Origin of the sequence: Mesorhizobium sp. M7A.F.Ca.US.007.01.2.1 (genome assembly GCF_003998165.1) — a bacterium.
Classification (GTDB): domain Bacteria; phylum Pseudomonadota; class Alphaproteobacteria; order Rhizobiales; family Rhizobiaceae; genus Mesorhizobium; species Mesorhizobium ciceri.
Genome location: NZ_RZQP01000049.1, coordinates 1 through 24,813, shown reverse-complemented (window position 1 = coordinate 24,813; position 24,813 = coordinate 1). Strand labels below are relative to the sequence as shown.

Genomic DNA, 24,813 nt, shown 5'->3' with positions numbered 1-24,813 from the left:
GGACGCGGGCAGAGTCATGGGTAGGGAAATCCTGCTGAAAGCGCACGGGGTGTCGAAGTCCTTCGGCGCTGTCCGCGTCCTGCATGACGTGACTTTCGACGTGCATCGGGGCGAGGTGCTGGGCATCCTCGGCCCGAATGGGGCGGGCAAAACGACGCTGTTCAACATGATCAGCGGCGACTTGAAGACGTCCGGCGGCGAGATCCAGCTCGGCGACACCGCACTCCGCGGCGAGCCGCCCTTCCGGCGCTGCCAGATGGGGATCGGGCGGACCTATCAGATCCCGCGCCCCTATTCCGGCATGACCACCTTCGAAAACCTGCTGGTCGCCGCCGCTTTCGGCGGCGGCCGGTCCGAGAAGCAGAGCTATGCTTTCTGCGCCCAGGTCCTGCGCGAGTGCGAACTCTCCGACAAGGCCAATGTCTCGGCCGGCGCTCTCACTCTGCTCGACCGCAAGCGGCTGGAGCTGGCGCGCGCGCTGGCGTCGGATCCGAAGCTGCTGCTGCTGGACGAGATCGCGGGCGGGCTGACCGACGATGAATCGAAGGCGCTGGTGGCGCTGGTGCGCCGCATCCGCGACCGCGGCATCACCATCGTGTGGATCGAGCATGTGCTGAACGCGCTGCTGGCGGTGGCCGACCGGCTGTTGGTGCTGAATTTCGGCGAGAAGATCGCCGAAGGCGTGCCCGCCGACGTGATCGCGCTGCCCGAGGTCCAGCGCGTCTACATGGGGATCGAGGGATGACGGCCGTTCTTTCCACCCACGGGCTGTTGGCCCGCTATGGCGACTTCCAGGCGCTCTACGGCGTCGACATCGAGCTGCACCAGGGTGAGGCCGTGGCCTTGATCGGCGCCAACGGGGCCGGAAAATCCACCCTCCTGCGTTCGATCATGGGCCTGCTTCCGGTCGGGCGCGAGATGGTGCTGCTGCACGGTGAGCCGGTCGGCGGCACCGCCACCGACCGCATGGTGCAGAAGGGCGTCGCCATCGTGCCGGAGGGCCGCCGCCTCTTCACCGGCATGTCGGTCGAGGACAATCTGCGCGTCGCCATCGACCAGGCCGCGCGCATGGGCGCCAAGGGCGGATGGACGCTGCCGCGGCTGCACCAGCTGTTCCCGATCCTCAAGGAGAAGGCTCGCACCCAGGTGCAAAGCCTCTCGGGCGGGCAGCAGCAGATGGTGGCGATCGGCCGCGCGCTGCTCTGCCAGCCGCGCGTGCTGCTCTGCGATGAGATCAGCCTTGGTCTCGCGCCCAAGGTGATCCGCGAAATCTATGCCGCCTTGCCCGAAATCCGCGCCACCGGAACGGCGATGATCGTGGTCGAGCAGGATGTCGGCCTCGCCCGGACCGCCACGGACCGCCTCTACTGCATGCTGGAGGGCCGCGTGACCCTGACCGGCAGGTCCGCCGAAATCACGCGCGAGCAGATCGGCAAAGCCTATTTTGGAGCGGGCCATGGAGTGGTTTGACGCCTTGGTGCAGGGGGTCCTGCTGGGCGGCATGTATGCCCAGTATGCACTCGGCATGGCGCTGATGTTCGGCGTCATGCGGATCGTCAACATCAGCCATGGCGATCTGGTGATCCTTTTGTCGCTGATCGGCATCTCGATCGCCACGGCTTGGGGTCTGGGACCGCTGCCGGTGCTGATCGTGCTGGTGCCGCTCGCGGTGCTGATGGGCTGGGTGCTGCAGAAGGCCGTGCTGAACCGCGTGGTGGGCAGCGATCCGCTGCCCTCGCTGATCGCGACCTTCGGACTGTCGATCGCGCTGCAGAACCTGATGCTCCAGATATGGTCCGCGAACAGCCGATCGCTGCCCGGCCATGGGATCGAGAGCCAGTCCATCGAGATCGGCGGCATCTATGTCGGTCTCCTGCCGCTGATCGTGCTGGCCGTTGCCACGGGCCTGACAGGAGGCCTCGACCTGACGCTGAAGCGCACGCGCTTCGGTCGCGCGCTCCGCGCCGCGTCGGCCGATGTCGAGGCGGCGGCGATGACCGGCATCAACCCGCGCGCCGTCTATGCGATGGCGACAGCGGCGGCGGTCGGCATTCTCGGTTTTGCAGCCGTCTTCCAGGCGCTGCGGTCGACTGTTGCTCCGGCCGACGGACCTGCCCAGCTGATCTACGCGTTCGAAGCGGTGATCATCGGCGGCATGGGGACGGTATGGGGCGCCTTCGTCGGCTCGATGGTGCTCGGCATCTCGCAGGCCATCGGCTTCCGCATCGATCCGGGCTTCGGCGTGCTTGCCGGACATATCGTCTTCCTGGTCGTGCTGGCGACCCGCCCACAGGGCCTGTTCGGAAAGGCATTGTCATGAGTGCGATTCCCTATGTGGCAACAACCGAGGTGCCCGAGGTCGTGGTCCAGCGCCAGACCCGGTCCGGTCGCATCGCGATGACGCTGGCGGTGCTGGCCATGATCGCTGTCGCTGTCATGCCGTGGTGGGCTTCGACCGGCACGATCCGGTCGGTTCTGGTGCTGTGCTGCTATATCGCCGTCGCGCAGATGTGGAACCTGCTCGCCGGCTATGCCGGCCTCGTCTCCGTAGGCCAGCACGCCTTCATGGGCGCCGCCGGCTATGCGCTTTTCGTGCTGGCGCAGACCTACGGCATCAATCCGTTTGTGGCGGTCTTCCTGTCGCTCCTGGTGCCGGCCGCGCTGGCCGTGCCGATCTACCTGCTGCTGCATCGCCTGGATGGCCCCTATTTTTCGATCGGCACATGGGTGGTGGCCGAGGTCTTCCGGCTGACCGCCTCGAACCTGCCGCTCGTCAATTCCGGCGCGGGCATGTCGCTTCGCGTGATGAAGGACTATTCGGCCTTCGAGCGGAATGTCGCTATGTCGCTGCTCTGCGCGGGGATGCTGCTCGTCACGCTGGGCGGCAGCTATTGGCTGCTTCGCTCGCGCTTCGGCCTTGCGCTGATCGCCATACGCGACAATCCGGTTGCGGCTGCCAGCCAGGGCGTGAATGTCGTGAAGCTACGCTTCCTGATCTATGTCGCGTCAGCGGTCGGCTGCGGCCTCGCGGGCGCGATCTATTTCATGGCGCAGCTGCGCATCACCCCGGGTTCGGCCTTTGATCCGATGTGGGCGAACGTCGCGATCTTCATCGTCATGGTCGGCGGGATCGGGTCCATCGAGGGCGTTCTGATCGGATCGCTGATCTTCTTCATCGCGGACCGCTGGTTCGGCGAATATGGCGCAACCTATTTCGTCGTCCTCGGCCTGATGACGCTTCTGGTGGCGCTCTACGCCCGGACGGGCATCTGGGGCCTGATCTCGAAGCGGTGGGATGCACCATGGTTCCCGATCCGACGCAAGCTCGTCGACCCCGAACCGCTGACGAGGAGGATTTCATGAAAGCCGCCATCTTCGATAAGGTCGGCGTCCCACTGCGGATCGGCACGGTGCCGGACCCGACGCCAGCCCCGGACGAGGTCGTCTTGCGTGTCGCCGCTTGCGGCATCTGCGGCAGCGATCTGCACATCACCGAGGATCCGGTGCCTTTCGGCATCGAGGCAGGCTTTGTGCTCGGCCATGAATTCTCCGGTGACATCGTCGCGGTCGGATCGGAGGCAAAGGGCCTTCGGATCGGTGACCGGGTCGCTGTCGTGCCGATGCGCGGTTGCGGACACTGCGAGGCCTGCGAGCGCGGCGATCCGGCGCGCTGTCACGAGATGGAGCTGATCGGCGGCGGCTATGCGCAATACGCGACCGTGGCCGCACGCCAATGTCACATCCTGTCCGACGATGTAGCACTCGAGGATGGTGCGTTGGCCGAGCCACTGTCGGTCGCCCTGCATTGCATCGTCCGTTCGGGCATGAAGCCGGGGGATCGGGTCGCCATACTGGGTGCCGGGCCGATCGGACTGCTCGTCGCCTTCTGGGCGCGGCGCATGGGGGCATCGCGTGTCGTGGTGGCCGACATCCACGGCCATCAGCGCGAGCGTGCGCTTGCTCTCGGCGCGACCGGCTTCGCGCTTTCCGGCGAAAAGCTGAGCGAGAACCTCACCGATCTCTGCGGCGGAGCGCCCGACATCGTCTTCGAATGCGTTGGCAAGCGTGGCCTCATCGGCGCGGCGGTCGAGGCGGTCCGGCTGCAGGGCACGGTGGTCGGGGTCGGCCTCTGCATTGGCGGAGACCAGTGGGACCCGTTCGTTGCGCTGACGAAGGAAGTGAACCTGCTGTTTTCGGTCTTCTTCCATCAGCGCAACGAATTCGGCGTCGCCCTCGATGCGCTTCGAGGCGGACCTTTCGCACCGCAAACTCTGGTCACCGACCGGATCGACCTCTCGCCGGTTCCGCAGATATTCGAGAGCCTTCGCCGCCGCACCACGCAATGCAAAGTGCTGATCCAGCCGGACCTTGTTTGAGGAGAGTGAAAAATGGCCGTTCAATTCGAAACGCTCGAATACGATATCGATGGCACGAAAACGGTGGTGATGGCCATCGGTAGAGGCAAGCCCGTGCTGTTCCTGCACGGCGCCTCGACGCTTGAAGGCTTCGACTTTGCCGAGGGCCTCGCGGACCGTTTCCGCGTGCTCTGCCCGAGCCATCCGGGCTTCGGCTTTTCTGGCCCGGCGCCGCATGTCGCTACGATGTCCGACATGGTTTTACACTATCTGAATCTGCTCGATGTTCTCCGTCTGCCGGAGAAGCCTCATCTCATCGGCTTTTCCATGGGCGGCTGGATGGCGACCGAACTCGCTGGCCTTGCGCGCGAGCGTTTCGACAAGGTGGTGCTGATCGCGCCGGCAGGGCTCAACGACCCCGCATATCCGGCCACTGATCTCGGCGCGGTCGCGCCGCAGGAGTTGCCGGCCTATCTGGCGCAAGACGTCTCGGTGGCGCTGCGCTACTTCCCGGATGGTTCCGACGCCGCCTTTGCCGAGGCCTTCGGCGCCGATCGCGCCCGCGAAGGCGAGACGCTCGGCCGGCTGCTGGCGCCGTTCGGCATGGGTCATCCGAACCTGCGGCGCTTTCTGGCGCGCATCGCCAATCCGACACTGGTCGTCTGGGGCACCAGGGACCGTATGCTGCCGGCGGGACAGGCTCCGCTCTTCGTCGAGGCGCTGCCCGACGCACGCCTGATCCTCGTCGAGGACGCCGGCCATTTCGTCATGCAGGAGAAACCCGAAACGCTCAGGAAGATCGGCGATTTCTTCGCCGGCTGATCGCATTTGAAAAGGAGGAGGAGAACACGATGAACAAACCCATCAAGCACAGCTCGTGGGGGACGACCACCGACTATCGCGACTTGCTCAGGAAGATCGCGGAGATCGGACCGGCCCTGGAAGCCAACGCCACCGCCGATGAGGAGAATGGCGAACTGACTGCGGCCACGTTCGAGCTGCTGAAGCCGCTGCGCATGTCGCATATCTTTGCCGCGGAGAGCCTCGGCGGTGCGCAGTTGCGACCCACCGAGGGTCTCGAACTGCTGGCGGCGATCACCTGGCACTCCGGGGCGGCCGGCTGGGTTTCCATGGTGCATTGCTGCATCGGCGCGATGTCGGCTGCCTTTCTGCCGGACAGCGCGGTCGAGCGGCTGTTCGCGCCGGGCTCCGACAACCGTTTCTCGGGACAGGGGGCGCCGCTCGGCATGCTGAAGAAGGTCGACGGTGGCTACCGGCTGAACGGCAAGTGGAGCTATGGCAGCGGCTTCAGCCACGCCACCTATAGCCACAGTGCCGCCTTCGTCGACGACGGCACCGGCAAGCCCGCCAAGGACGATAGGGGCAATGTGATCATCATGTGCGCCCATGCGCCGATCTCCCAGCACAAGCAGCTCGGCAATTGGGACGTTCTGGGCCTCGGAGGCACCGGCAGCATCGACTATGCGGCCGAGGACGTCTTCATCGCCGACGATCTCGTCTTCCCGATCCTGACCGCACCGCCGCTGCGCCAGAAGGAGTTCTTCAGTCTCGGTGTCGTCGGCCTCGCCGCCATCGGTCATACCGGCTGGGCACTCGGCACCGGGCGGCGGATGCTGGACGAGATCGCCAAGTTCGCCCGCAGCAAGTCAGGCCGCGCCGGGTTGATCGGCGAGAGCGAGAAATTCTGGCACGACTATGGCCGCGCCGAAGCCCGCTATCGCGCTGCCCGCGCCTTCATCTTCGAAGTCTGGCGCGACATCGAGATGACGGTCGAAGCCGGCAACAGCATGTCGACGCGTCAGATCAGCCTTGTCCATCTGGCCAAATCCGAGATTCACGAGGTTGGCGTCGACATCTGCAACTTCGCCTACCGCGCGGGCGGCGGTGCGTCGCTGCGCGCCGGTGTGATCCAGCGCACCTTCCGCGAGATGATGGTGGCGGCCAACCATTTCACGATCGCGCCATCGATCGTCACCTCGGCCGGCCGCGACATCGGCGGGGTGTGGAGCGATCGCACCTGGCAGTTCTACGATCTGATCGAGAAGAAGTAGTCGCAAGGGCCGGACGGCGGACCCATCCGGCCCCATTTCATGCTGCAGAAGAGAGACGTCGATGAGCTTCCCGCATCCGATGACCAACGCCTTCCGCGAAGCCTTTCGCCACCATCCGGCCGGTGTTGCCGTGATCACGGCCGATCCCGGCGACAGACCGGTGGCGATGACCGTGTCCTCGCTGATCTCTGTAAGTGCTGCGCCACCGGTCGTCGCCTTCTCGCTGTCGATGAAATCGACCTCGTCCGAACCCTTGCTGCGGGCGCAGACCATGGTGATCCACCTGCTGCGCTACACCGATATCGACCTGGCGCAGCTCTGCGCGTCGAGCGGCGCGGAACGCTTCCCGCCGGGAGGCGCCTGGGCTCGGCTGCCCACGGGCGAACCGCGCTATACCGGCGTCTCGACCTGGTTCCGCGCCCGCCGGCTCGGCGTCCTGCCGATCGAGGGCGCGACACTGGTGGCGGCCGAACTCCTTGACGGCGAGGTGCAGCCGGACGAGATCCCCCCTGAGGCGCATACGCTGGTCTACCTCGACCGTCGCTGGCATCGCCTGCACAAGGAACTGGACGGCGTGGCTGAACTTCTTGAGTCGTCGCGTTTTCTTTGAACGGTGCCGGCTGTCCGGCCGCTGCGCACGGAATTCGCCAAGCCAGTCAAACGCGTTTCGAGCGTCAGTCGCACCGTCCCCCTGGCCCGCCGTGCAGGGTTGAGGGCCATCCAGCCAGTTGGGCACTGGTCGGAGCTTCGTCCCGCATCGGATGCATGTCTCAGCTTACGTTAGACATTTCTACAAAATATATCACATGTTGACGTTAATTTAACAGGCTACTATGGTCTGTTTGCCGCATCGGATGCGGCGCTTTGGTATCACCGTTGCTCGTTGATTGTCGTCATGTCCGTCATCCTTATCCCAACCTGCAGGATTGCCTTGCAGCGCCCTTCACCAGTTGCTGAAAACGGCGGCGCCCATGCCCAGTTTGCTCGGAATCGATAACGGTCTCACGGTCACCAAGGCGGTGATCTTCGATGCCGATGGCACGCAGTTGTCGGTGGCGCGTCGGCGGGTTCCGCAATCGATGCCCCATGCGCGCTGGGTGGAGCGCGACATGGCCGGCCTCTGGCAAGCGACCGCCGACGCAATCAAGGAGGCGATCGCGCTATGTGGCCGCCCGGCGGACGACATCAGGGCGGTGGCGGCAACCGCGCATGGCGACGGTCTCTATTTGCTCGACAAGGATCGTCGGCCGCTGGGGCCTGGAATCCTGTCGCTCGATAGCCGCGCCGGCAAGATTGTCGAGCGATGGTCGGCGGACCGGGTCTTCGAAGAGGCGCTAGCGCGAACAGGCCAGGCGCCCCACGTCTCGGCGCCGTCGGCGCTGCTCGCCTGGATCAGAGAGCACGAACCGGCCCGCTATGGGCGTATCGGGCATGTACTGGCCTGCAAGGACTGGTTGCGCTTTTGCCTGACCGGCACGATCGGCACCGACCGTACCGAGGCCAGCACCTCATTCACGGATTTCCGCACGCAAGCCTTCGCGCCGGAAGCGTTGCGAATCTTCGGATTGGACGATGTTTTCGACGCGCTGCCGCCGATGGCGCACTCCGCCGCGATCGTCGGCCATGTCACCGCCGAGGCAGCAGAAATGACCGGCCTTGCCAAGGGAACACCGGTCGCGTGCGGACTGCATGACGTGACTGCCTCCGCACTTGGCATGGGCGGCCATGAGGAGGGCGTGCTCGCCGTCGTCGCCGGAACCTATTCCATCAACGAAGTCGTCTCTTCGCAACCACGCGTCGACCCGCGTTGGCTCTGTCGCAACGCCATCGACGCAGGCCGCTGGAACAACATGGCGATCTCGCCGGCGTCGACCGCGAACTACGACTGGTTTCTCGACACGTTCTGCCGCTCGGAGCAGGAAAAGGCATCGGTCGATGGTGGCTCGATCCACGAGCTTCTGGCAGCAGAGATCGACACGGCGCTGAAGAAGCCGTCGACCATCCTGTTTCATCCCTATCTGTTCGGCTCCCCTTTTGGCGATGTTGCCAGCGGCGGCTTTGTCGGCCTGCACGGCTGGCACAATCGCGGCGATATGCTGAAGGCGGTTCTGGAGGGCATTGCCTTCAATCACCGCACCCATGTCGAAGCCTTGCGCGACGGCTTTGCCATCAGCGAGATCCGCCTGACCGGCGGCGGTTCGCGCAATCCGGCCTTCGTTCAGATGTTTGCCGACGTGCTGAACGCCCCGGTCATCGTCACCTCGACCGACGAGGCCGCGGCCTTTGGCGCTGCCCTTTGCGCGGGGGCGGCGGTTGGCATCTTCGCGACGCCGCAACAGGGCGCCAGGCAGGTCGGGATGACGGCGCGCCAATACGAGCCTGACCAAGCCTCGAGTGCTGTGTTCAACGAGCGCTTTTCCCTCTATGGCCGCATAGCCGGTGCGCTCGAACCGCATTGGCCCGACATCGAGAAGCTGGGCCGGCCAGACACTGGGGGAACCGCATGATCAAGGCCGACGAACGACGCGAAGAGATCGCCGACTATGTGATCAAGCTCGGCCAGGTGCGCATCGACGATCTGGTCGAGCATTTCGGCGTGTCGCGCATGACCGTCCACCGGCATATCGACCGGCTGGCGCAGCAGGGCGTGCTGCGCAAGCTGCACGGTGCGGTGACGGTTCAGCCTTCCGGCCTCTACGAAAGCGCCTTCCGCTACCGTGTGACGGTCAACCGGGCCGAGAAGGATGCGCTGGCGCGGGCAGCACTCGATTATGTCGAAGCCGGCCAGGTGGTGATGCTGGACGATTCCTCGACGGCAAACGCCGTCGCGGCACTGCTGCTCGACGTCAAGCCGCTGACCGTCATCACCAACTCCGTAGCGACGGCATCACTGCTGATCAATGTCGACGAACTCGACTTCATCTGTCTCGGCGGCCAGTACCACGGCACCTACAACGCCTATATCGGTATCGTCTGCGAGAACGCCGTGGCGCAGCTGCGCGCCAATGTGCTGATCTGTTCGGCTTCGGCCATCACCGGAACCACGGCCTTCATCCAGGATCCCAATGTCGTGCGGGTCAAGCAGGCGATGATGGCCGCATCGGCCAAGCGTATCCTTCTGATCGACCATGCCAAGTTCGACAGGATCGCGCTGCATGTCTTCGACGATCTGACCAGCTTCGATGTCGTGCTGGCGACCGAAGGCCTGGGCGATGCGCGGGCGCAAGCTCTCGAACGGGCCGGCGTGAAGCTGCGCATCGTCAAGACGAGAGCGTCATGAACTCAAGCGAAGCAACATTTACGGAAAATCCCGCCGGGCGTTTGGCCGCCATGGCCGGAACCGGCGAGGTCGACGTCGTCATTCTTGGCGCCGGCATTAACGGGGCAGGGCTGTTTCGCGACCTGTGCGCGCAAGGCGTCAGCTGTCTGATCGTCGACAAGGCGGATTTCGGCTCGGGCACCAGTGCCGCGCCGTCGCGGCTCATTCACGGTGGCCTGAAATATCTCGAAACCGGCGAGTTCGGGCTGGTCGCACAGTCGACACTTGAACGCAATCTGCTTTTGAAGAACGCGCCGCACTATGTCAGCCCGCTGCCGACCGTCATCCCGATCTTTTCCTGGAGCAAGGGCATGTTGGCGGCCTTGCGGACGCTGTTCGGCTCGACCAGCGCACCGCGCAGCCGCGGCGCCATCCTGATCAAGATCGGCCTGATGATCTATGATTTCTACGGCTCGCGAAACCAGGTCATGCCGCGCCACCGCATGGTCGGGCGGCGCCAGGCGCTCAGCGGGATGCCGGCGCTCAATCCTTCGATCGTCGCCACCGGCACCTACTACGACGCCAAGATAAGCCACCCCGAAAGGCTCGTGCTTGAACTGATCCTCGATGGGCGGCAGGCAAACGCGGCCTCGGCCAGCGCGAACTATACGGCGCTGGTCAAGTCCGCCGATGGGGTACTGACCTTCCAGCCGGAAAACGGCGCGGCCTTTTCGGTGCGGCCGAAGCTGGTGGTCAACGCCGCCGGTCCGTGGATCGACGATGTCAACGAATTGCTTGGCGCGCCGTCGAAGATGATCGGCGGCACCAAGGGCTCGCACGTCCTGCTCAAGCATGACGAACTGGTCAAAAGCCTGGCCGGGCGCATGCTCTATTTCGAAGCCGATGACGGCCGCATCTGCCTCATCTACGATTATCTCGGCCTGGCGCTGGTCGGCTCCACCGACATCAAGGCCGACAATCCCGACGCGGTGCGCTGCGAGCCCGACGAAGTCGAGTACCTGCTCGACAGCGTGCGGACTCTGCTGCCGGGAATGGCGTTCGAGCGCGACCAGATCGTCTACGCCTATAGCGGCATCAGGCCGCTGCCGGCCTCCGATGCATCGCTGCCCGGGCTGATCAGCCGTGACCACTCCGCGCCGGTCGCCGAGCCGGATCGGAACAGACCTTTCGCGGTCATCTCGCTGGTCGGCGGCAAGTGGACGACCTTTCGCGGCTTTGCCGAGGAAGTCGCCGACACCGTGCTCGGCCGCCTGCAGCACAGCCGCAAGGTGACGACGCAAGCCATGCCGATCGGCGGCGGCAGGGATTTCCCGACCAATGCCGCAGCGCGAGCAAGTTGGCTGGCTCTGGCTCGCTCGAAGACGGGCGCTGAGGAACGGCGTCTCGATGCGCTGCTGTCGCGATACGGCACCAGAGCCACGCAGATCGCCACGCATGGGTCGGGCGATGAGGGTCGGCTGCCGGATTCAGAAAGCTACAGCAAATCGGAAATCGACTACATCGTCCGCAACGAGTTCGTCGAACATCTGGCCGACATCGTCATGCGCCGCAGCACCTTGGCGATATCAGGCTCCCTGACAGGCCGCGACCTGCAGGCGATTGCGGCGATTGCCGGACAGGCGCTGGGCTGGAGCGCCGGGCGCCTTGCAAGGGAAGTCGAGGCCGCAATTGTGGAACTCGAGGACCGGAACCTGATGCGGCTGGGTTGATCAGTCCGTCACCGATGCTCTTCACAAGGCAATCCGGTTGGTTTGCCCATGGATGCGCCGCATCCGCAAATCGCCCAACTCACAGGCGGATTGGGATTTTGCCGATATTAGATATTATCCCTGAAAAACAGCTAGTTAGAAGAAAATCTGGATAGCCGATGGCCATGCAATTCTGCCGGCTTAAGCCTGAGATAACACAGATTGACGTTAAATTAACATCACCGTATGATCGAGTAACATGCTCACCTCCTAATAGGTCGATGTTGCCCGCCGAATGCCGGCAGACCGGCGTTTCGGGAAGGGCGAGACCTGTGAATTCCCCGTATGTGCATGCGCCAAATCCGGCGGGGGATTGACAGCAATGCAGGGATGTGAAAATTTTTGCACACAAAGATAATAATATCATCTCAGGGAGGAGATGGCTTGAAATCCGGCGGAACCGCTAACCGCGATCATGAGTCCAGCCTCGCCACCCGCGCGGCCTGGCTTCACTATGCCGGGGGTCTGACGCAGGCCCAGGTGGCCAAGCGGCTCGGCCTGACCAGCCTCAAGGCGCATCGGCTCATCACGCGGGCCACTCAGGATGGCCTGGTCAGGGTGATCATCGACGGCGACGTCGGCGAATGCATCGACCTCGAGCAGCAGCTGATCAATGCTTACGGGCTCGATTACTGCGAGGTCGTTCCGGATCTCGATCAGGACGAGCTGCCGCTGAAGGCGCTTGGCATCGCCGGCGCTCAGTTTCTGAAGCGGGAGATCGATCGCGGCGAGGACATGCTGATCGGCGTCGGCCACGGCCGTACCCTTGCCGCAAGCGTCGAGTATCTGACGCGCACCGCCGCCGCCCATATCCGTTTCGTCTCGCTGCTTGGCGGTGTGACGCGCAAGTTCGCGGCCAACCCGCACGACGTCATGCATCGGCTGGCCGAGCGGACCGGCGCGCAGGCCTATGTGATGCCGGTGCCTTTTGTCGCCAACACCGCGGAGGACCGTGAGGTGCTGCTTGGGCAGCGCGGCATCAGCGATGTCTTCGACCTCGCAAGCCGGTCCGACCTGATGTTCGTCGGCATAGGGACCGCCGAGCGGGAAGCTTCGCTGGTCGCCACCGGCATGATCGAACATTCCGAAATCGATGAGGTCAAACGCGATGGCGGCGTCGGCGAGCTGCTCGCCCACTTCTTCGACGACCAGGGACGCCCAGTGGAAACGGCGCTGTCGGACAGAATCCTGGCACTCCCGCGGGACCAGTTGAAGGGCCGCCGGATCGTCGCCGTCGCCGGCGGCAAAGTGAAAATACGCGCCATCAAAGCGGTGCTCGAAAGCCGCTATCTGAGCGGCCTGATCACCGACGAATCCACCGCTCGTGCCCTTGTCGAACAGAACAAACCCAATGGCGCGAAGCGCCATATGAACGGAGGATCGCCAAATGCGTGACAAGCGCGGATCAGCCTTGCTGGCGGTTGCGTCATGAGCGCGAAAGCCGCCACCGCATCGACCAGGCCTGCCTCGCCCGCCCTGCGTCGGGCACTTGCCGGCGCCGCGGTTGTCGTCCTGCTCGGCGCCATGGCGCTCGATACCAAGGTGGTCAGGATAGGGTCGGCAGGCGACGTTCGCAGCGCCGTGTTTTCCGCCGCTGACTACGGCAAGTCGGAATTTCCCAAGGTGCAGGCCGATGTCGAGGCACGCGCCGCCGACGCGGTGACGGTGGCGACGGCGATTGCCAAGGACAGGGCAACGGCGGAAAAGGAATACGGTGTGCCTGCGGGCGTCGGACCGGTCATTTCAGTCAAGTTCACCGGCGTCGTCGGCGAAGGAAAATCTGGCATCTACAAAGTCGCCGTCGACGGCGTACCCGATACGTTGATGATCCGCGTGCAGACGGGACCGGCGATCAACGGGACGGAACTGCGTGACGCCACGGGCAAGATCACATTCGGCCAGTTCACCAACCAGATTGAGTACCAGGACGCCGGTTCGGCGCTGAACAATGAGATGAAGAAGGAAGTCCTGGCCAAGGTCGATACGAGCACCTTGACCGGCAAGACCATATCGGTGGTCGGCGCATTCAAGCTGGTCAACCCGAAGAGCTGGCTCGTCACCCCCGTGAGGCTGGACGTCAAATGAAACCGGCTGCCGACACCGGACCCGCGACTGGCGACGCCGTGCTTTCGGCGCGCAACATCGTCATGTCGTATGGCGGCGTCCATGCGCTCAAGGGCGTCAATTTCGACATCCATCGCGGCAAGGTCACCACGCTGTTCGGAGAGAATGGCGCCGGCAAGTCGACGCTGATGAAGATCCTCTCCGGCGTGGTCACGCCGACATCCGGCGACATCGTGCTCGACGGCAATCTCGTCAGCTTTTCTTCGTCCTCGGACGCGCGCGATCGCGGCATCTCGATCATCCACCAGGAACTCAGCCTGGCGCCCAACCTCAGCGTTCGCGACAACATCTTCATGGGCCGCGAACTGCGCACCAGGACCGGCCTCGACTTCGCCGAGGAGCAACGCCAGGCGCGCGCGCTGATGGCTGATCTCGAAGAGGACATCGATCCGATGACCCTGGTCGAGGATCTGCGCCTCGGCCAACAGCAGATCGTCGAGATCGCCCGGGCACTGTCGGTCGATTCGCGCATCCTCATCATGGACGAGCCGACCTCCGCGCTCAGCGCAACCGAGGTGGAAGTTCTGTTCAAGGTGATCCGCGATCTGACCAGCCGCGGCGTCTCCATCGTCTACATATCGCATCACCTCGAAGAGGCGCTGCAGATCACCGACTATGCCGTTGTCCTGCGCGATGGCGCGATTACCGCGACGGCCGAAGCCCGGGATATCGATCTCGAATGGATCGTGCGCAACATGGTCGGCGAGAATTTCGATCTCGGCTCGCCGCCGACCGGCCATGAATTCGGCGAAGTCGCCCTATCGATCGAGGATGTCAGCGTCGTCGACACTTCGGGCTCAGGTTATTCCGTCGTCGATCACCTGTCGCTGGACGTGCGAGCAGGCGAGATCGTCTGCATCTACGGGCTGATGGGTGCCGGGCGCACGGAATTGCTGGAGGCCGTCGCCGGACGAGTGCCGATGGCGGGCGGGCGGGCGCTGCTGGAAGGCGAGGACGTCTCGGGGCTGAGCATTGCCCAGCGTATCTCCAGAGGGCTTGTGCTGGTCCCCGAGGACCGGCAGCGCGACGGGCTGGTGCAAACGACGACCGTCGGTCGTAATCTTTCGCTCGCCAGCATCGAAGCGTTCGCCAGGGGCCTGTTTCTGTCTCGTTCCAGAGAGCGAGAGCTGGTCGAAGACTCGATCCGCAAGGTGACCGTCAAGACCGCTGGCGGCAACGCCATGATCGGATCGCTGTCGGGCGGCAATCAGCAGAAGGTCGTCATCGGCAAGATGCTGACGACCAATCCCAAGGTTATCCTTCTCGACGAGCCGAGCCGCGGCATCGATGTCGGCGCCAAGGCCGAAGTCTTCCGCTTGCTGAGCGAACGCGCTGCGCAGGGCCTTGCCGTCGTCTTCTCGACCTCTGAGGTCAACGAATGCCTCAGCATTGCCCACCGCATCGTCGTCATGCGCCGCGGCAGGATTTCAGCCGAATTCGGCGCCAATGCCACCAAAGAGCAGATCATGGCCGCCTCGGGCGAAGCCGTGGTCGCCTGATCACCAGGAATTTCGGAGCCCACACCATGACCGATGTCAGCCAGGCCAGAAAACAGTCCAGTCCAAGCGCGAGCGAAGGCTTCGATCTCGCCAAGCTGCTGCTCGAGGGCCGCGCTTTCTTTGCCCTGATCGTCATCATCGTCGTCTTTTCGATCCTGTCGCCCTACTACCTCTCGGTGGCGAATTTCCTGACCATGGCCTCGCATGTCGCCATCTTCGGAATCCTCGCGATCGGCATGCTGCTTGTCATCCTCAATGGCGGCATCGATCTGTCGGTGGGGTCGACGCTGGGCTTGGCCGGCGTCGTTGCCGGCTTCCTGATGCAAGGGGTGACGCTGAGTTGGCTGGGCGTCGTTCTCTATCCGCCGGTGTGGGTGGTCGCGGTGCTGGCCTGCATGCTGGGCGCCGTCGTCGGGCTGATCAACGGCGTGCTCATCGCGCGCTTCAAGGTTCCAGCTTTCGTCGCCACCCTCGGCGTCATGTACATGGCGCGCGGCCTGGCGCTGCTGATGACCAGCGGCCTGACCTACAACAATCTCGGCGGCAAGCCGGAGCTCGGAAACACCGGCTTCGATGCGCTTGGCTTCAACCGCTTGTTCGGCGTGCCGACGGGCGTCGTGGTTCTCGTGGTCATCGCGCTCATTGGCAGCATCGTCCTGAACCGCACCGCTTTCGGGCGCTGGCTCTACGCCTCGGGCGGCAATGAACGCGCGGCCGAACTCTCCGGCGTTCCGGTCAAGACAGTGCAGATTTCCGTCTATGTGCTGTCGGGCATCTGCGCCGCCATTGCCGGCCTGATCCTGTCCTCGCAGCTTACATCGGCGGGACCGACCGCCGGCACCACCTACGAACTGACGGCCATTGCGGCCGTCGTCATCGGCGGCGCGGCACTGACCGGCGGCCGCGGCAACATCCGCGGAACCCTGCTCGGGGCCTTCGTCATCGGCTTCCTGTCCGACGGTCTGGTGATCATCGGCATCTCATCCTACTGGCAGACAGTGTTCACCGGCGCGGTCATCGTGCTCGCCGTGCTCCTCAATGCCGTTCAGTATCGCCGCCGCAGCAAGCTCCCAAGCGCGACAGGTGGCCAACCGACTTCTCAGAAACGGGGGAAGGCCGAACCGGCCAATCCTGCCCAAGGGAAGACTGCCAGGTGAACTGGCAGCAACACCGCGTAATCATTGGAGGAATGTACATGAAAACCATGCTGAAAAGTCTGCTCGCGGCCGCGATGGTCGTTGGGTTCACGGCCGCCGCGTCAGCCGCGGGCCTGATCTCGATCATCGTCAACGATCCGGCCAATCCCTACTGGCTGACCGAGGGCAACGTCGCCAAGGCCGAGGCCGAGAAGCTTGGCTATACGGCCAATGTCGGCGCCCACAAGGGCGATACCAATACGGAAAGCAATTTGATCGACACCGCCATCACCAACAAGTCGGTGGCGATCATTCTCGATCCGGCCAACGCCGACGGCTCTGTCGGTGCGGTGAAGAAGGCGATTGCAGCCAACATCCCGGTGTTCCTTGTCAATGCCGAGATCAACCAGGAAGGCCTCGCCAAGGGGCAGCTCGTTTCCAACAACGCGCAGGGCGCTGCTCTCGGTGCCCAGCAGTGGGTGCAGGCCGTCGGTGAAAAGGGCAAATATGTCGAACTGCTCGGCGCCCCGTCGGACAACAATGCCGCCACGCGCTCGAACGGTTACGCGACTGTGCTGAGCCAGTACCCGGATCTCGAAAAGGCTGCTTCGCAGGTCGCCAACTGGGATCGTACCCAGGGCCACGACAAGATGCAGAGCATGCTGCAAGCCAATCCCGACATCATCGCCGTGATCAGCGGCAATGACGAAATGGCTCTCGGCGCGGTTGCGGCGCTGAAGGAAGCTGGCAAGCTCGCCGGCATCAAGGTCGGTGGCTTCGACGGCTCCCCGGACGCGGTTGCGGCGATCAAGTCCGGTGAACTGCAGTACACCGTGCTTCAGCCGGTCGCCATCTTCTCGGCCAAGGCCGTGCAGCAGGCGGACTCGTTTATCAAGACGGGTGCCACCGGTGCGGCGACCGAGAAGCAGCTGTTCGATTGCCTTCTCATCACCAAGGACAATGTCGACAAGTACACCGCACCCTTCGTGCTGTCTGAGTAATACCTGCACAGGGGGTGTCCTTGCGGACACCCCCTGCCTCTTCTACGAAATGACTGCCCTCGTGAACTGCCTTCGCAACCAATCGGAATTTGCGGCATGAAAGACCTGCTGATCGGCATCGACGCGGGAACGTCGGTGATCAAATCGATCGCTTTCGATCTGTCCGGGCGGCAGCTCGCCATGACGTCGGTGCCCAATAGCTTCGTCACGCTGGAAGGCGGCGGCGCCGAGCAGGACCTCGACCAGACCTGGCGCGACATGGCGCGGACCGTTCGCGATCTCGCGGCCAAGATTCCCGACCTCGCGCAACGAATCGCGGCGGTGGCCATCACCGGGCAAGGCGACGGAACCTGGCTGATCGATAGCGACGGCATGCCTGTCTCGCGCGCCTGGCTGTGGCTCGATGCCCGCGCCGGACATTTGGTGGACGAGATGCGCGCCGATCCCCGGGATCGCAGGCGGTTCGAACTGACCGGCACGGGGCTGAATTCCTGCCAGCAAGGCGCCCAGCTTGCCTTCATGAAAAAGAACCATCCCGACATGCTGGAGCGGGCGGCCACCGCACTGCATTGCAAGGATTGGCTCTACTTCAAGATGACGGGCGAACGCGCCACCGATCCCTCCGAGGGAACCTTCACCTTCGGCGATTTTCGGTCGCGCACCTATTCCGACGAAGCCCTCGACATCCTGGATCTGACGACGCATCGCCGCCTGTTGCCTCCCATGCTCGAAGGCACCACCGACCATCATCCGCTATCGCGATCGGCGGCGGCGGAGACCGGCCTGCTCGAAGGCACGCCGGTGGTGCTGGGCTACGTCGACATGGTCATGACGGCGCTCGGAGCCGGCCTCTATGATCCCTCGGGCAATGTCGGCTGCACGGTCATCGGCTCGACCGGCATACACACGCGCTTCGCAGCCACTCCCGACGATGTCGTGCTGAACGCAGATGGCTCCGGCTACACGATCGCCATGCCTATTCCGGGCGCCTTTGCACAATTGCAATCCAACATGGCGGCGACGCTCAACATAGACTGGGTGCTTGGCCTTGCGCGCGACGTGCTCGCCACGGCTGGCGGCAAACCTTCTCATGACGAGTTGCTGAAGGCGCTCGACGCTTGGATGGAAGCATCGGAGCCGGGATCGCTGATCTACCAGCCTTACATATCGCTAGCCGGCGAAAGAGGGCCGTTCGTCGACCCTGACGCACGCGCCGGCTTCATCGGCCTTTCGGTCAAGCATGGCTTTGGCGATCTGGCACGCGGCGTGCTCGAGGGGTTGGCCTTCGCCGCTCGCGATTGCTACCAGGCGATGGGCGCCGTGCCGAGTGAGATCCGCCTGTCGGGCGGCGCAGCGCGCAGTCCGTCTCTACGTCGCATCATCGCGGCGGCGACAAGGGCGCAGGTGCGCACCAGCAGCCGCCAGGAAGCCGGCGCGGCGGGTGCCGCGATGATGGCCGCGGTCGGGCTCGGCGTCTACGGCTCCATGGAAGACTGCGCCGCCGAATGGGTGACGCCGCTTCTCGGCGACTGCGATGCCTATGACGAGGCGCTTTCGCAAACATACGATGCGCTCTTCCCTTCCTTCGTTGCGGCGCGCCAGGCGCTTCGGCCGGTGTGGAAGGGCATGGCGCACCGCACAGGAGCAAGATCTTGAGCAATACAACAGATGTCGTCGATCTCTTCGTGATCGGCGGCGGCGTCAATGGAGCCGGCATAGCGCGTGATGCTGCAGGTCGTGGCCTGTCCGTCATCCTGTGCGAAAAAGACGATCTCGCGCAAGGCACCAGTTCGCGCTCCGGCAAGCTGGTGCATGGCGGCCTGCGCTACCTCGAATATTATGAATTCAGGCTGGTTCGCGAAGCGCTGATCGAACGCGAGGTGCTGCTCGAGGCGGCGCCGCATATCATCTGGCCGATGCGCTTCGTTCTACCGCACAGCCCGCAGGATAGGCCGGCATGGCTGGTCCGGCTCGGGCTGTTTCTCTACGACCACCTTGGCGGCCGCAAACGGCTGCCTGGGACAAGAACGCTGAACCTGAGGACCTCGCCTGAAGGCGCGCCGATCAAGGACGAATTCAAGCGCGGTTTCGAATATTCCGACTGCTGGGTCGACGATGCGCGCCTGGTGCTGCTCAATGCGCTCGATGCAAGGCAGCGAGGCGCCAGAGTGCTCACGCGCACCGCCTGTGTCGCGGCGCGCCGTGAAGGCGGACTGTGGTCGATCGACATGCAGGATGGTCGCACGGGCGCCGTCACGAAAGTCCGCGCGCGCGCTCTGATCAACGCAGCAGGTCCCTGGGTCAACGACATTGTCAGCCGCGTCGCCGGGCAGAATTCGACGCGCAATGTCCGGCTTGTAAAAGGCAGCCATATCGTCGTGCCCAAATTCTGGGAGGGGCGGCAGGCCTATCTCATCCAGAACAACGACAAGCGGGTGATCTTCGTCAACCCGTACGAGAACGATCTGGCGCTGATCGGCACGACCGACATTCCCTACGAAGGCAGGCCCGAGGAAGTGGTCGCCGAGGCCAGCGAAGTCGACTACCTGATCAAGGTGGTCAATCGCTATTTCAAGCGGCAGCTGACGCCACAGGACGTGGTCTACAGCTTCTCCGGTGTGCGTCCGCTCTATGACGACAATGCCGACAATCCAAGCGCGGTGACGCGCGACTATATTTTCGAACTCGACGCCTCCAACGGCAACGCACCGCTGCTTTCGGTGTTCGGCGGCAAGATCACCACCTTCCGCAAGCTGTCGGAACACGCGCTGGAAAAGATCCAGCCATTCTTTCCGACGATGAAGAAAGCCTGGACGGCCAAAATTCCCTTGCCGGGAGGCGACCTGCCCAATGCGGACTTCGAGCAGTTTCTGAGCGATCTGCATGTCGAATTTCCATGGCTCAGCCCGTCGTTGGTGAAGCACTACGCTCGAAGCTACGGCACCCGCGCCAGGCAATTGCTCGCCGGCGCGCAAAGCGAGGCTGATCTCGGCCGACGCTTCGGTCCCGATCTGTATGAACGGGAGGCAAAGTTCCTGGTCGAGACCGAATGGGCTGGCACATCAGCCGATATACTGGAACGCCGCACAAAGCATGGCCTGCATATCAGTGCGGCCGAGCGGAAAGCATTCGAAGATTGGTTCGGTAACATCATGGCGACGGCGGACTGATGGCCTTCACGCTTTCCCTCAACACCAATCCTCTGGTCAATCGCTTCGCCGATCCAGACGATTTGATCGACGCGATTGCTTATGGCATCGGCATTCGCGACGTGCAGTTGACGCATGAATTCGTCAATCCGGGCTGGCCGGCGGCCACGATTGCCAAATTCCTGCGCCTGTTCAACAGCGCGCTTTCGCGGACCGGTGTCAGGATCACCTCCGGCATGACCGGACCTTATGGCCGGCTCAACCATTTCGGCCACCCGGACGCCGACGTCCGGCGCTACTATGTCGACTGGTTCAAGACCTTCGCCGACATTTCCGCCGAACTCGGCGCGCCAGGCATGGGCACGCAGTTCGCCATCTTCACCTACAAGGACTTTGACGATCCGCAACGGCGGGCAGCACTTCTCGATATCGCGCTCGAATGCTGGCGCGAGGTTGCCGAACACGCCAGGGCGGCGGGGCTGACATACCTGTTCTGGGAGCCGATGTCGGTCGGCCGCGAGTTCGGCCACACGATCGAAAGCTGCGTCACGCTGCAAGGCGCCATCGACGCAGCGAAGCTGCCCATACCGATGAAGATGATGGTCGATATCGACCATGGCGACGTGACCTCACCCAACCCTGCCGACACCGATCCCTACGCCTGGGCGAAAGCGTTTCCATTGCAATCTCCGATCATCCATATCAAGCAGTCTTCCATGAACAAGGGCGGCCATTGGCCGTTCACGGCCGCCTACAACAAGGATGGCCGCATAGTGCCGCAGAAGTTGCTGGACGCGGTTCGGCAGGGTGGTGGAACCGACAATGAAATTTGCCTTGAACTTTCCTTCAGGGAGAGGGAACCAGTCGACCATCAGGTTATCGAGATGATCCGCGAGTCGGTGGATTTCTGGGCGCCTTACGTCGACAGTGGCCGCGACAGTCTCAAGCCTCGGACTTGAGCGAATACGTCGCCCGGAAGCCGGCTTCGGCCGCAAAAGTATCGAAGGAGAAAAACAATGGCCCCATATTGGGTCGGCACGAGCTGGAAGATGAACAAGACGCTTGCCGAGGCGTTGCTGTTCGCCGATGCGTTGGCCGCCTTCGTGCCTGGTTTCGATCAGGCGATACAGCCTTTCGTCATTCCGCCGTTCACCGCCGCGCGCCAGGTCAAGGCGGCACTGGCCAACACCCGCGTGAAGGTAGGTGCCCAGAACATGCATTGGGCCGATGCCGGTGCCTGGACGGGAGAGATTTCGCCAGTGATGTTGAAAGACTGCGGGCTGGATGTAATCGAACTCGGCCATAGCGAGCGCCGCGAGCATTTCGGCGAGACGGATGCGACTGTCGGACTGAAAACGGCGGCTGCTGTCAGGCACGGTTTCGTGCCACTGATCTGCGTCGGCGAGACGCTGGACGAGCGTGAATCAGGCCGCGCCGAGGCGGTGTTGACGGCACAGGTTCTCGGCGCGCTGCAGGAGCTCAGCGGCGATCAACCGAAGGCGGAAATCCTCTTTGCCTACGAGCCCGTCTGGGCGATGGGGGAGAAGGGCATTCCCGCCAGCGCCGACTATGCCGACAAGCAGCAGGCGCTGATCAAGCAGGTCGCCGCTGACCGGCTGCCGGCTGCCCCGCCTGTGCTTTACGGCGGCAGCGTAAATCCCGGCAACGCGGCCGAACTTATCGGCCAGCCGCATATTGATGGCCTGTTCATCGGCCGCTCGGCGTGGCAAGCGGAAGGCTATATCGACATTCTGAAAAAGGCGTCGGCCGCCATCGCGCGCTGACCGCGCGAGCAATTCCAGGAAAGTGTGAAGCGGTTTTCCGTCCGGAATTGCGTCAAATCAAAGAGATAGAAACAAAAGCAAAGGAGTTCATCATCATGAAGATCGCACTCGGAGCCGACAGCGCCGGCAAGCCGCTGCTCGATGTCATCGCCAAGCATCTCGCCACCAAGCCGGAGTTGCAGGTCGTCGACCTGAGCCAGGCCGGCTTCTACGCCGATATCGCCGCCTCGGTCGGCCACGAAATTCTCGACGGCAACTACGACCGGGCCATCCTGTTTTGTGGCACCGGCATCGGCGTCAGCATCTCTGCCAACAAGGTGCCGGGCATTCGCGCCGCGTTGACCCACGATACCTATTCCGCGGAGCGCGCCGCCAAGTCCAACAACGCCCAGATCATCACCATGGGCGCCCGCGTCATCGGTCCCGAACTGGCGAAATCGATCGCCGACGCATGGCTTGCCTCCGAGTTTGATCCGAATGGCCCCTCCGCCACAAACGTGCAGGCCATCGACAAGCTCGACGCCAAGCGCTGAAAGACGCGGCAGTCCGCTGCTGATCAGTCGGTTAGGGCGACCCGCATCGCCTCGATCACGGTCACGGCGGAGGCGGCGCCCGGGTCCATGTGGCCAAGCGAGCGTTCGCCGAGGCGCGATGCCCGGCCCTTGGTGGCGACCATCGACTTGGTCGCTTCCGCGCCTGCCTTTGCAGCCTGGGCGGCGGCCTTGAGACTGGCGGCCAGATCCTTGCCTGAGGCCAGCGCTTCGCCCGCCGCTTGCCCCGCCGGCGCCCATGCATCGATCATCGTCTTTTCGCCAAGCTCTGCCTTGCCGCGATCCTGAATGCCCTTGGCCATGGCCTGGAACAGGGCGACCACATCCGCGTCGTCGAGCGCCGTCTTGCCCTTGACGGCTGCCGCGGCGCGCATGAGCGCGGTCGCATAGAGCGGACCGGAGGAGGCGCCGACCGCATTCAGGAACGACTTTGCCGCCGTGTTCAGCAAGGTGGTCGGATCGGTCGCCGCGGTGTCCAGTCCGGCCACCGCATCGCGCGCAGCGGAAAATCCAAGCTCCATCGCGATGCCGTGGTCGGCGTCACCGATAACCCCGTCAAGCGCGCACAGCCTGTCCCTGTCTGCTGACATGGAGTTTGCGATCGCCGCGAACATCGTGACAAGGCGGGCAGTATCGATTGTCGTCATGTCTTAGTCCTTGCCACAGAGTGGGTTTAGCCGGCGCGAAACATGGCGCAGTCGCAGGGGTGGTCCAGCATCGTCTGCAACTCGCCGTCCAGCCGATGCAGCGTGATCGAGGCCCCGGCCATTTCGAGCGAGGTGCAGTAATTGCCGACCCAGCTTGCGTGGATGGACACACCGATCTCATCAAGCCTCTGCTTCACGCGCCGGTTCATGATGTAGAGTTCCATCAGCGGCGTTGAGCCCAGCGAATTGACGAGCACCGCGACCTTGTCGCCGCGCGCCGGCGCCATCTCGTCGAGGATCCTGTCCAGCATCTCGTCGGTGATCTCATCGGCTGTTTTCAACTTTTCGCGTGCGATGCCGGGCTCGCCGTGGATGCCCATGCCGATCTCCATCTCGTCCGGCCCGATCTCGAAATTTGGCCGGCGGGTCTGCGGCAGCGAACAGGGCGACAGCGCCACGCCCATGGTGAAGGTGTGGTCGTTGGCCTTGCCGGCGATGCGCTCGCATTCGTCGAACGACAACATCCGGTCGCAGGCGGCGCCGGCCGCCTTGAAGATGAAGAAATTGCCGGCGACACCGCGCCTCTTGTGCCGCTGGTCGCGCGGTGCCGAGGCAACGTCGTCGGTGCTCAGCACCGTGCGCACCTCGATGTCGTCCATCGCCGCCATCTCGGCCGCCATGTCGAAATTCATCACGTCGCCGGCATAATTGCCGTACATGAACAGCACGCCGGCGCCGCCGCTGACTGCCTTGGCACATTCGAGGATCGGGTCCGGCGGTGGCGAGGCAAAGACATTGCCGATGGCCGCAGCGTCAGCCAAGCCCTTGCCGACAAAGCCGAGAAAGCTCGGCTCGTGGCCCGAGCCGCCGCCGATGACGAGGCCCACCTTGCCCTGGCGCGGCCCGTCGCAGGCGATGATCGAACGTGGGCTGCCGTTCACGCTTTTGAGATGACGGGGATGCGCTGCCAGGATGCCTTCCAGCATCTCGTCGACTGCGCGGTTGCCATCGTTGATGATCTTCTTGGTCTGCACCCGGCATCCTCCCGATTTCGGTATTTTCGCAGATAATACCGGGTGTTACCGGGATTTCCACCCGGCAAGGCGTATTTCGGGCGCTGAGATGTTCTCACGGCCAACACCTGGACGCAGGCGCTGGCTGTTTCAACCGCCGAGGCCGTCGCGGATGGCTGAGAAATAGCGATCGGTCCCGACCTGGCCGCCCTTGAGCGCGACCTCCAGTCCGTCGATCGCCTTGACGCGCGAATGGGCAACGCAAAGCGGCGAGCCCGGCGAAGCGGGCAGCGGCATGCGAATTGTCAGGGCATCGACGCCAATCTCGCCGAGTGCGTGGCTCGACGTGTCGCCGCCGGCAATGACCACGCGCCGCAGGCTCTGTTCGATCGTCAGGCTGCGAAGGATTTCTCCGAGGCCGCGGCCAAGCCTGTGGCGGGCGCCTTCCTCCCCG

The 24,813-nt window shown here is 63.7% G+C and carries 24 protein-coding genes; 21 read left to right on the top strand and 3 right to left on the bottom strand.

The window, feature by feature from the left end; genetic code table 11:
* The first annotated feature begins 16 nt into the window (after positions 1-16).
* The 21 genes from EN949_RS11935 (at position 17) to EN949_RS11835 (ending at position 22,681) form a co-directional block, all read left to right on the top strand.
* Positions 17-745 (top strand): ABC transporter ATP-binding protein, encoded by a 729-nt coding sequence (locus EN949_RS11935; protein WP_127365426.1) that lies wholly within the window; start codon positions 17-19, stop codon positions 743-745.
* The gene (locus EN949_RS11930) at positions 742-1,470 is read left to right on the top strand and encodes an ABC transporter ATP-binding protein (protein ID WP_013533086.1); all 729 of its coding nucleotides are present in this window, start codon (positions 742-744) and stop codon (positions 1,468-1,470) included. The genes EN949_RS11935 and EN949_RS11930 overlap by 4 nt, the downstream gene beginning before the upstream one ends.
* On the top strand, positions 1,457-2,320 hold the full coding sequence (locus EN949_RS11925) for a branched-chain amino acid ABC transporter permease (RefSeq protein WP_013533085.1): 864 nt from the start codon (positions 1,457-1,459) through the stop codon (positions 2,318-2,320). Before EN949_RS11930 ends, EN949_RS11925 begins: the two co-directional genes overlap by 14 nt.
* The gene (locus EN949_RS11920; RefSeq protein WP_063167506.1) at positions 2,317-3,363 is read left to right on the top strand and encodes a branched-chain amino acid ABC transporter permease; all 1,047 of its coding nucleotides are present in this window, start codon (positions 2,317-2,319) and stop codon (positions 3,361-3,363) included. Before EN949_RS11925 ends, EN949_RS11920 begins: the two co-directional genes overlap by 4 nt.
* Positions 3,360-4,376, top strand: coding sequence for an alcohol dehydrogenase catalytic domain-containing protein (locus EN949_RS11915; protein WP_063167507.1), 1,017 nt, complete (start codon positions 3,360-3,362; stop codon positions 4,374-4,376). Before EN949_RS11920 ends, EN949_RS11915 begins: the two co-directional genes overlap by 4 nt.
* Positions 4,377-4,388: 12 nt before the next feature.
* The gene (locus tag EN949_RS11910) at positions 4,389-5,177 is read left to right on the top strand and encodes an alpha/beta hydrolase (protein ID WP_063167508.1); all 789 of its coding nucleotides are present in this window, start codon (positions 4,389-4,391) and stop codon (positions 5,175-5,177) included.
* A gap of 29 nt (positions 5,178-5,206) precedes the next feature.
* Positions 5,207-6,427: an acyl-CoA dehydrogenase gene (locus EN949_RS11905; RefSeq protein ID WP_063167509.1), complete on the top strand. Its 1,221-nt coding sequence runs from the start codon at positions 5,207-5,209 to the stop codon at positions 6,425-6,427.
* A gap of 61 nt (positions 6,428-6,488) precedes the next feature.
* A complete protein-coding gene (locus tag EN949_RS11900) occupies positions 6,489-7,037 on the top strand; it encodes a flavin reductase family protein (protein WP_127365427.1) in 549 nt (182 codons plus the stop codon).
* 361 nt (positions 7,038-7,398) lie between these two features.
* On the top strand, positions 7,399-8,934 hold the full coding sequence (locus EN949_RS11895) for an FGGY-family carbohydrate kinase (protein WP_127365428.1): 1,536 nt from the start codon (positions 7,399-7,401) through the stop codon (positions 8,932-8,934).
* Positions 8,931-9,707, top strand: a complete 777-nt coding sequence (locus EN949_RS11890) for a DeoR/GlpR family DNA-binding transcription regulator (protein WP_063167511.1) — start codon at positions 8,931-8,933, stop codon at positions 9,705-9,707. Before EN949_RS11895 ends, EN949_RS11890 begins: the two co-directional genes overlap by 4 nt.
* A gap of 50 nt (positions 9,708-9,757) precedes the next feature.
* On the top strand, positions 9,758-11,416 hold the full coding sequence (locus EN949_RS11885; protein ID WP_164747145.1) for a glycerol-3-phosphate dehydrogenase/oxidase: 1,659 nt from the start codon (positions 9,758-9,760) through the stop codon (positions 11,414-11,416).
* A 423-nt stretch (positions 11,417-11,839) separates the two neighbouring features.
* Positions 11,840-12,850, top strand: a complete 1,011-nt coding sequence (locus EN949_RS11880; protein ID WP_127365430.1) for a sugar-binding transcriptional regulator — start codon at positions 11,840-11,842, stop codon at positions 12,848-12,850.
* 33 nt (positions 12,851-12,883) lie between these two features.
* On the top strand, positions 12,884-13,540 hold the full coding sequence (locus tag EN949_RS11875; protein ID WP_024502445.1) for a DUF2291 domain-containing protein: 657 nt from the start codon (positions 12,884-12,886) through the stop codon (positions 13,538-13,540).
* On the top strand, positions 13,537-15,078 hold the full coding sequence (locus EN949_RS11870) for a sugar ABC transporter ATP-binding protein (RefSeq protein ID WP_127371185.1): 1,542 nt from the start codon (positions 13,537-13,539) through the stop codon (positions 15,076-15,078). Before EN949_RS11875 ends, EN949_RS11870 begins: the two co-directional genes overlap by 4 nt.
* A gap of 26 nt (positions 15,079-15,104) precedes the next feature.
* Positions 15,105-16,235: an ABC transporter permease gene (locus EN949_RS11865; protein ID WP_013533073.1), complete on the top strand. Its 1,131-nt coding sequence runs from the start codon at positions 15,105-15,107 to the stop codon at positions 16,233-16,235.
* Positions 16,236-16,267: 32 nt separating this feature from the next.
* Positions 16,268-17,215 carry a D-ribose ABC transporter substrate-binding protein gene (locus EN949_RS11860; protein ID WP_023756738.1) on the top strand — a complete coding sequence of 316 codons (948 nt, stop codon included), beginning with the start codon at positions 16,268-16,270 and terminating at the stop codon, positions 17,213-17,215.
* Between the two features lie 96 nt (positions 17,216-17,311).
* Positions 17,312-18,871: an FGGY-family carbohydrate kinase gene (locus tag EN949_RS11855; protein WP_127365674.1), complete on the top strand. Its 1,560-nt coding sequence runs from the start codon at positions 17,312-17,314 to the stop codon at positions 18,869-18,871.
* A complete protein-coding gene (locus EN949_RS11850; protein ID WP_127365673.1) occupies positions 18,868-20,385 on the top strand; it encodes a glycerol-3-phosphate dehydrogenase in 1,518 nt (505 codons plus the stop codon). Before EN949_RS11855 ends, EN949_RS11850 begins: the two co-directional genes overlap by 4 nt.
* Entirely contained in the window at positions 20,385-21,323 is a 939-nt protein-coding gene (locus tag EN949_RS11845) for a TIM barrel protein (RefSeq protein WP_013533069.1), read from the top strand. Before EN949_RS11850 ends, EN949_RS11845 begins: the two co-directional genes overlap by 1 nt.
* A 57-nt stretch (positions 21,324-21,380) precedes the next feature.
* Positions 21,381-22,148, top strand: coding sequence for a triose-phosphate isomerase (locus tag EN949_RS11840; RefSeq protein ID WP_127371693.1), 768 nt, complete (start codon positions 21,381-21,383; stop codon positions 22,146-22,148).
* Between the two features lie 95 nt (positions 22,149-22,243).
* On the top strand, positions 22,244-22,681 hold the full coding sequence (locus EN949_RS11835; protein WP_013533067.1) for an RpiB/LacA/LacB family sugar-phosphate isomerase: 438 nt from the start codon (positions 22,244-22,246) through the stop codon (positions 22,679-22,681).
* 23 nt (positions 22,682-22,704) lie between these two features.
* Here EN949_RS11835 and dhaL read toward each other — a convergent pair whose 3' ends face one another.
* From dhaL to EN949_RS11820, 3 genes are all read right to left on the bottom strand, one after another.
* Positions 22,705-23,346: a dihydroxyacetone kinase subunit DhaL gene (gene dhaL, locus EN949_RS11830; RefSeq protein WP_013533066.1), complete on the bottom strand. Its 642-nt coding sequence runs from the start codon at positions 23,344-23,346 to the stop codon at positions 22,705-22,707.
* Between the two features lie 26 nt (positions 23,347-23,372).
* Entirely contained in the window at positions 23,373-24,380 is a 1,008-nt protein-coding gene (locus EN949_RS11825) for a dihydroxyacetone kinase subunit DhaK (protein ID WP_127365672.1), read from the bottom strand.
* A gap of 129 nt (positions 24,381-24,509) precedes the next feature.
* Positions 24,510-24,813: nucleotide-binding domain containing protein (locus EN949_RS11820; RefSeq protein ID WP_281039768.1), on the bottom strand; the 304-nt coding region annotated here is incomplete at its 5' end.

Bases quoted from the DNA above. Each gene is read 5' to 3' on its own strand.
- EN949_RS11935 (WP_127365426.1), top strand. From the start codon at position 17: ATGGGTAGGGAAATCCTGCTGAAAGCGCACGGGGTGTCGAAGTCCTTC.
- EN949_RS11930 (WP_013533086.1), top strand. From the start codon at position 742: ATGACGGCCGTTCTTTCCACCCACGGGCTGTTGGCCCGCTATGGCGAC.
- EN949_RS11925 (WP_013533085.1), top strand. From the start codon at position 1,457: ATGGAGTGGTTTGACGCCTTGGTGCAGGGGGTCCTGCTGGGCGGCATG.
- EN949_RS11920 (WP_063167506.1), top strand. From the start codon at position 2,317: ATGAGTGCGATTCCCTATGTGGCAACAACCGAGGTGCCCGAGGTCGTG.
- EN949_RS11915 (WP_063167507.1), top strand. From the start codon at position 3,360: ATGAAAGCCGCCATCTTCGATAAGGTCGGCGTCCCACTGCGGATCGGC.
- EN949_RS11910 (WP_063167508.1), top strand. From the start codon at position 4,389: ATGGCCGTTCAATTCGAAACGCTCGAATACGATATCGATGGCACGAAA.
- EN949_RS11905 (WP_063167509.1), top strand. From the start codon at position 5,207: ATGAACAAACCCATCAAGCACAGCTCGTGGGGGACGACCACCGACTAT.
- EN949_RS11900 (WP_127365427.1), top strand. From the start codon at position 6,489: ATGAGCTTCCCGCATCCGATGACCAACGCCTTCCGCGAAGCCTTTCGC.
- EN949_RS11895 (WP_127365428.1), top strand. From the start codon at position 7,399: ATGCCCAGTTTGCTCGGAATCGATAACGGTCTCACGGTCACCAAGGCG.
- EN949_RS11890 (WP_063167511.1), top strand. From the start codon at position 8,931: ATGATCAAGGCCGACGAACGACGCGAAGAGATCGCCGACTATGTGATC.
- EN949_RS11885 (WP_164747145.1), top strand. From the start codon at position 9,758: ATGGCCGGAACCGGCGAGGTCGACGTCGTCATTCTTGGCGCCGGCATT.
- EN949_RS11875 (WP_024502445.1), top strand. From the start codon at position 12,884: ATGAGCGCGAAAGCCGCCACCGCATCGACCAGGCCTGCCTCGCCCGCC.
- EN949_RS11870 (WP_127371185.1), top strand. From the start codon at position 13,537: ATGAAACCGGCTGCCGACACCGGACCCGCGACTGGCGACGCCGTGCTT.
- EN949_RS11865 (WP_013533073.1), top strand. From the start codon at position 15,105: ATGACCGATGTCAGCCAGGCCAGAAAACAGTCCAGTCCAAGCGCGAGC.
- EN949_RS11860 (WP_023756738.1), top strand. From the start codon at position 16,268: ATGTACATGAAAACCATGCTGAAAAGTCTGCTCGCGGCCGCGATGGTC.
- EN949_RS11855 (WP_127365674.1), top strand. From the start codon at position 17,312: ATGAAAGACCTGCTGATCGGCATCGACGCGGGAACGTCGGTGATCAAA.
- EN949_RS11845 (WP_013533069.1), top strand. From the start codon at position 20,385: ATGGCCTTCACGCTTTCCCTCAACACCAATCCTCTGGTCAATCGCTTC.
- EN949_RS11840 (WP_127371693.1), top strand. From the start codon at position 21,381: ATGGCCCCATATTGGGTCGGCACGAGCTGGAAGATGAACAAGACGCTT.
- EN949_RS11835 (WP_013533067.1), top strand. From the start codon at position 22,244: ATGAAGATCGCACTCGGAGCCGACAGCGCCGGCAAGCCGCTGCTCGAT.
- dhaL (WP_013533066.1), bottom strand. From the start codon at position 23,346: ATGACGACAATCGATACTGCCCGCCTTGTCACGATGTTCGCGGCGATC.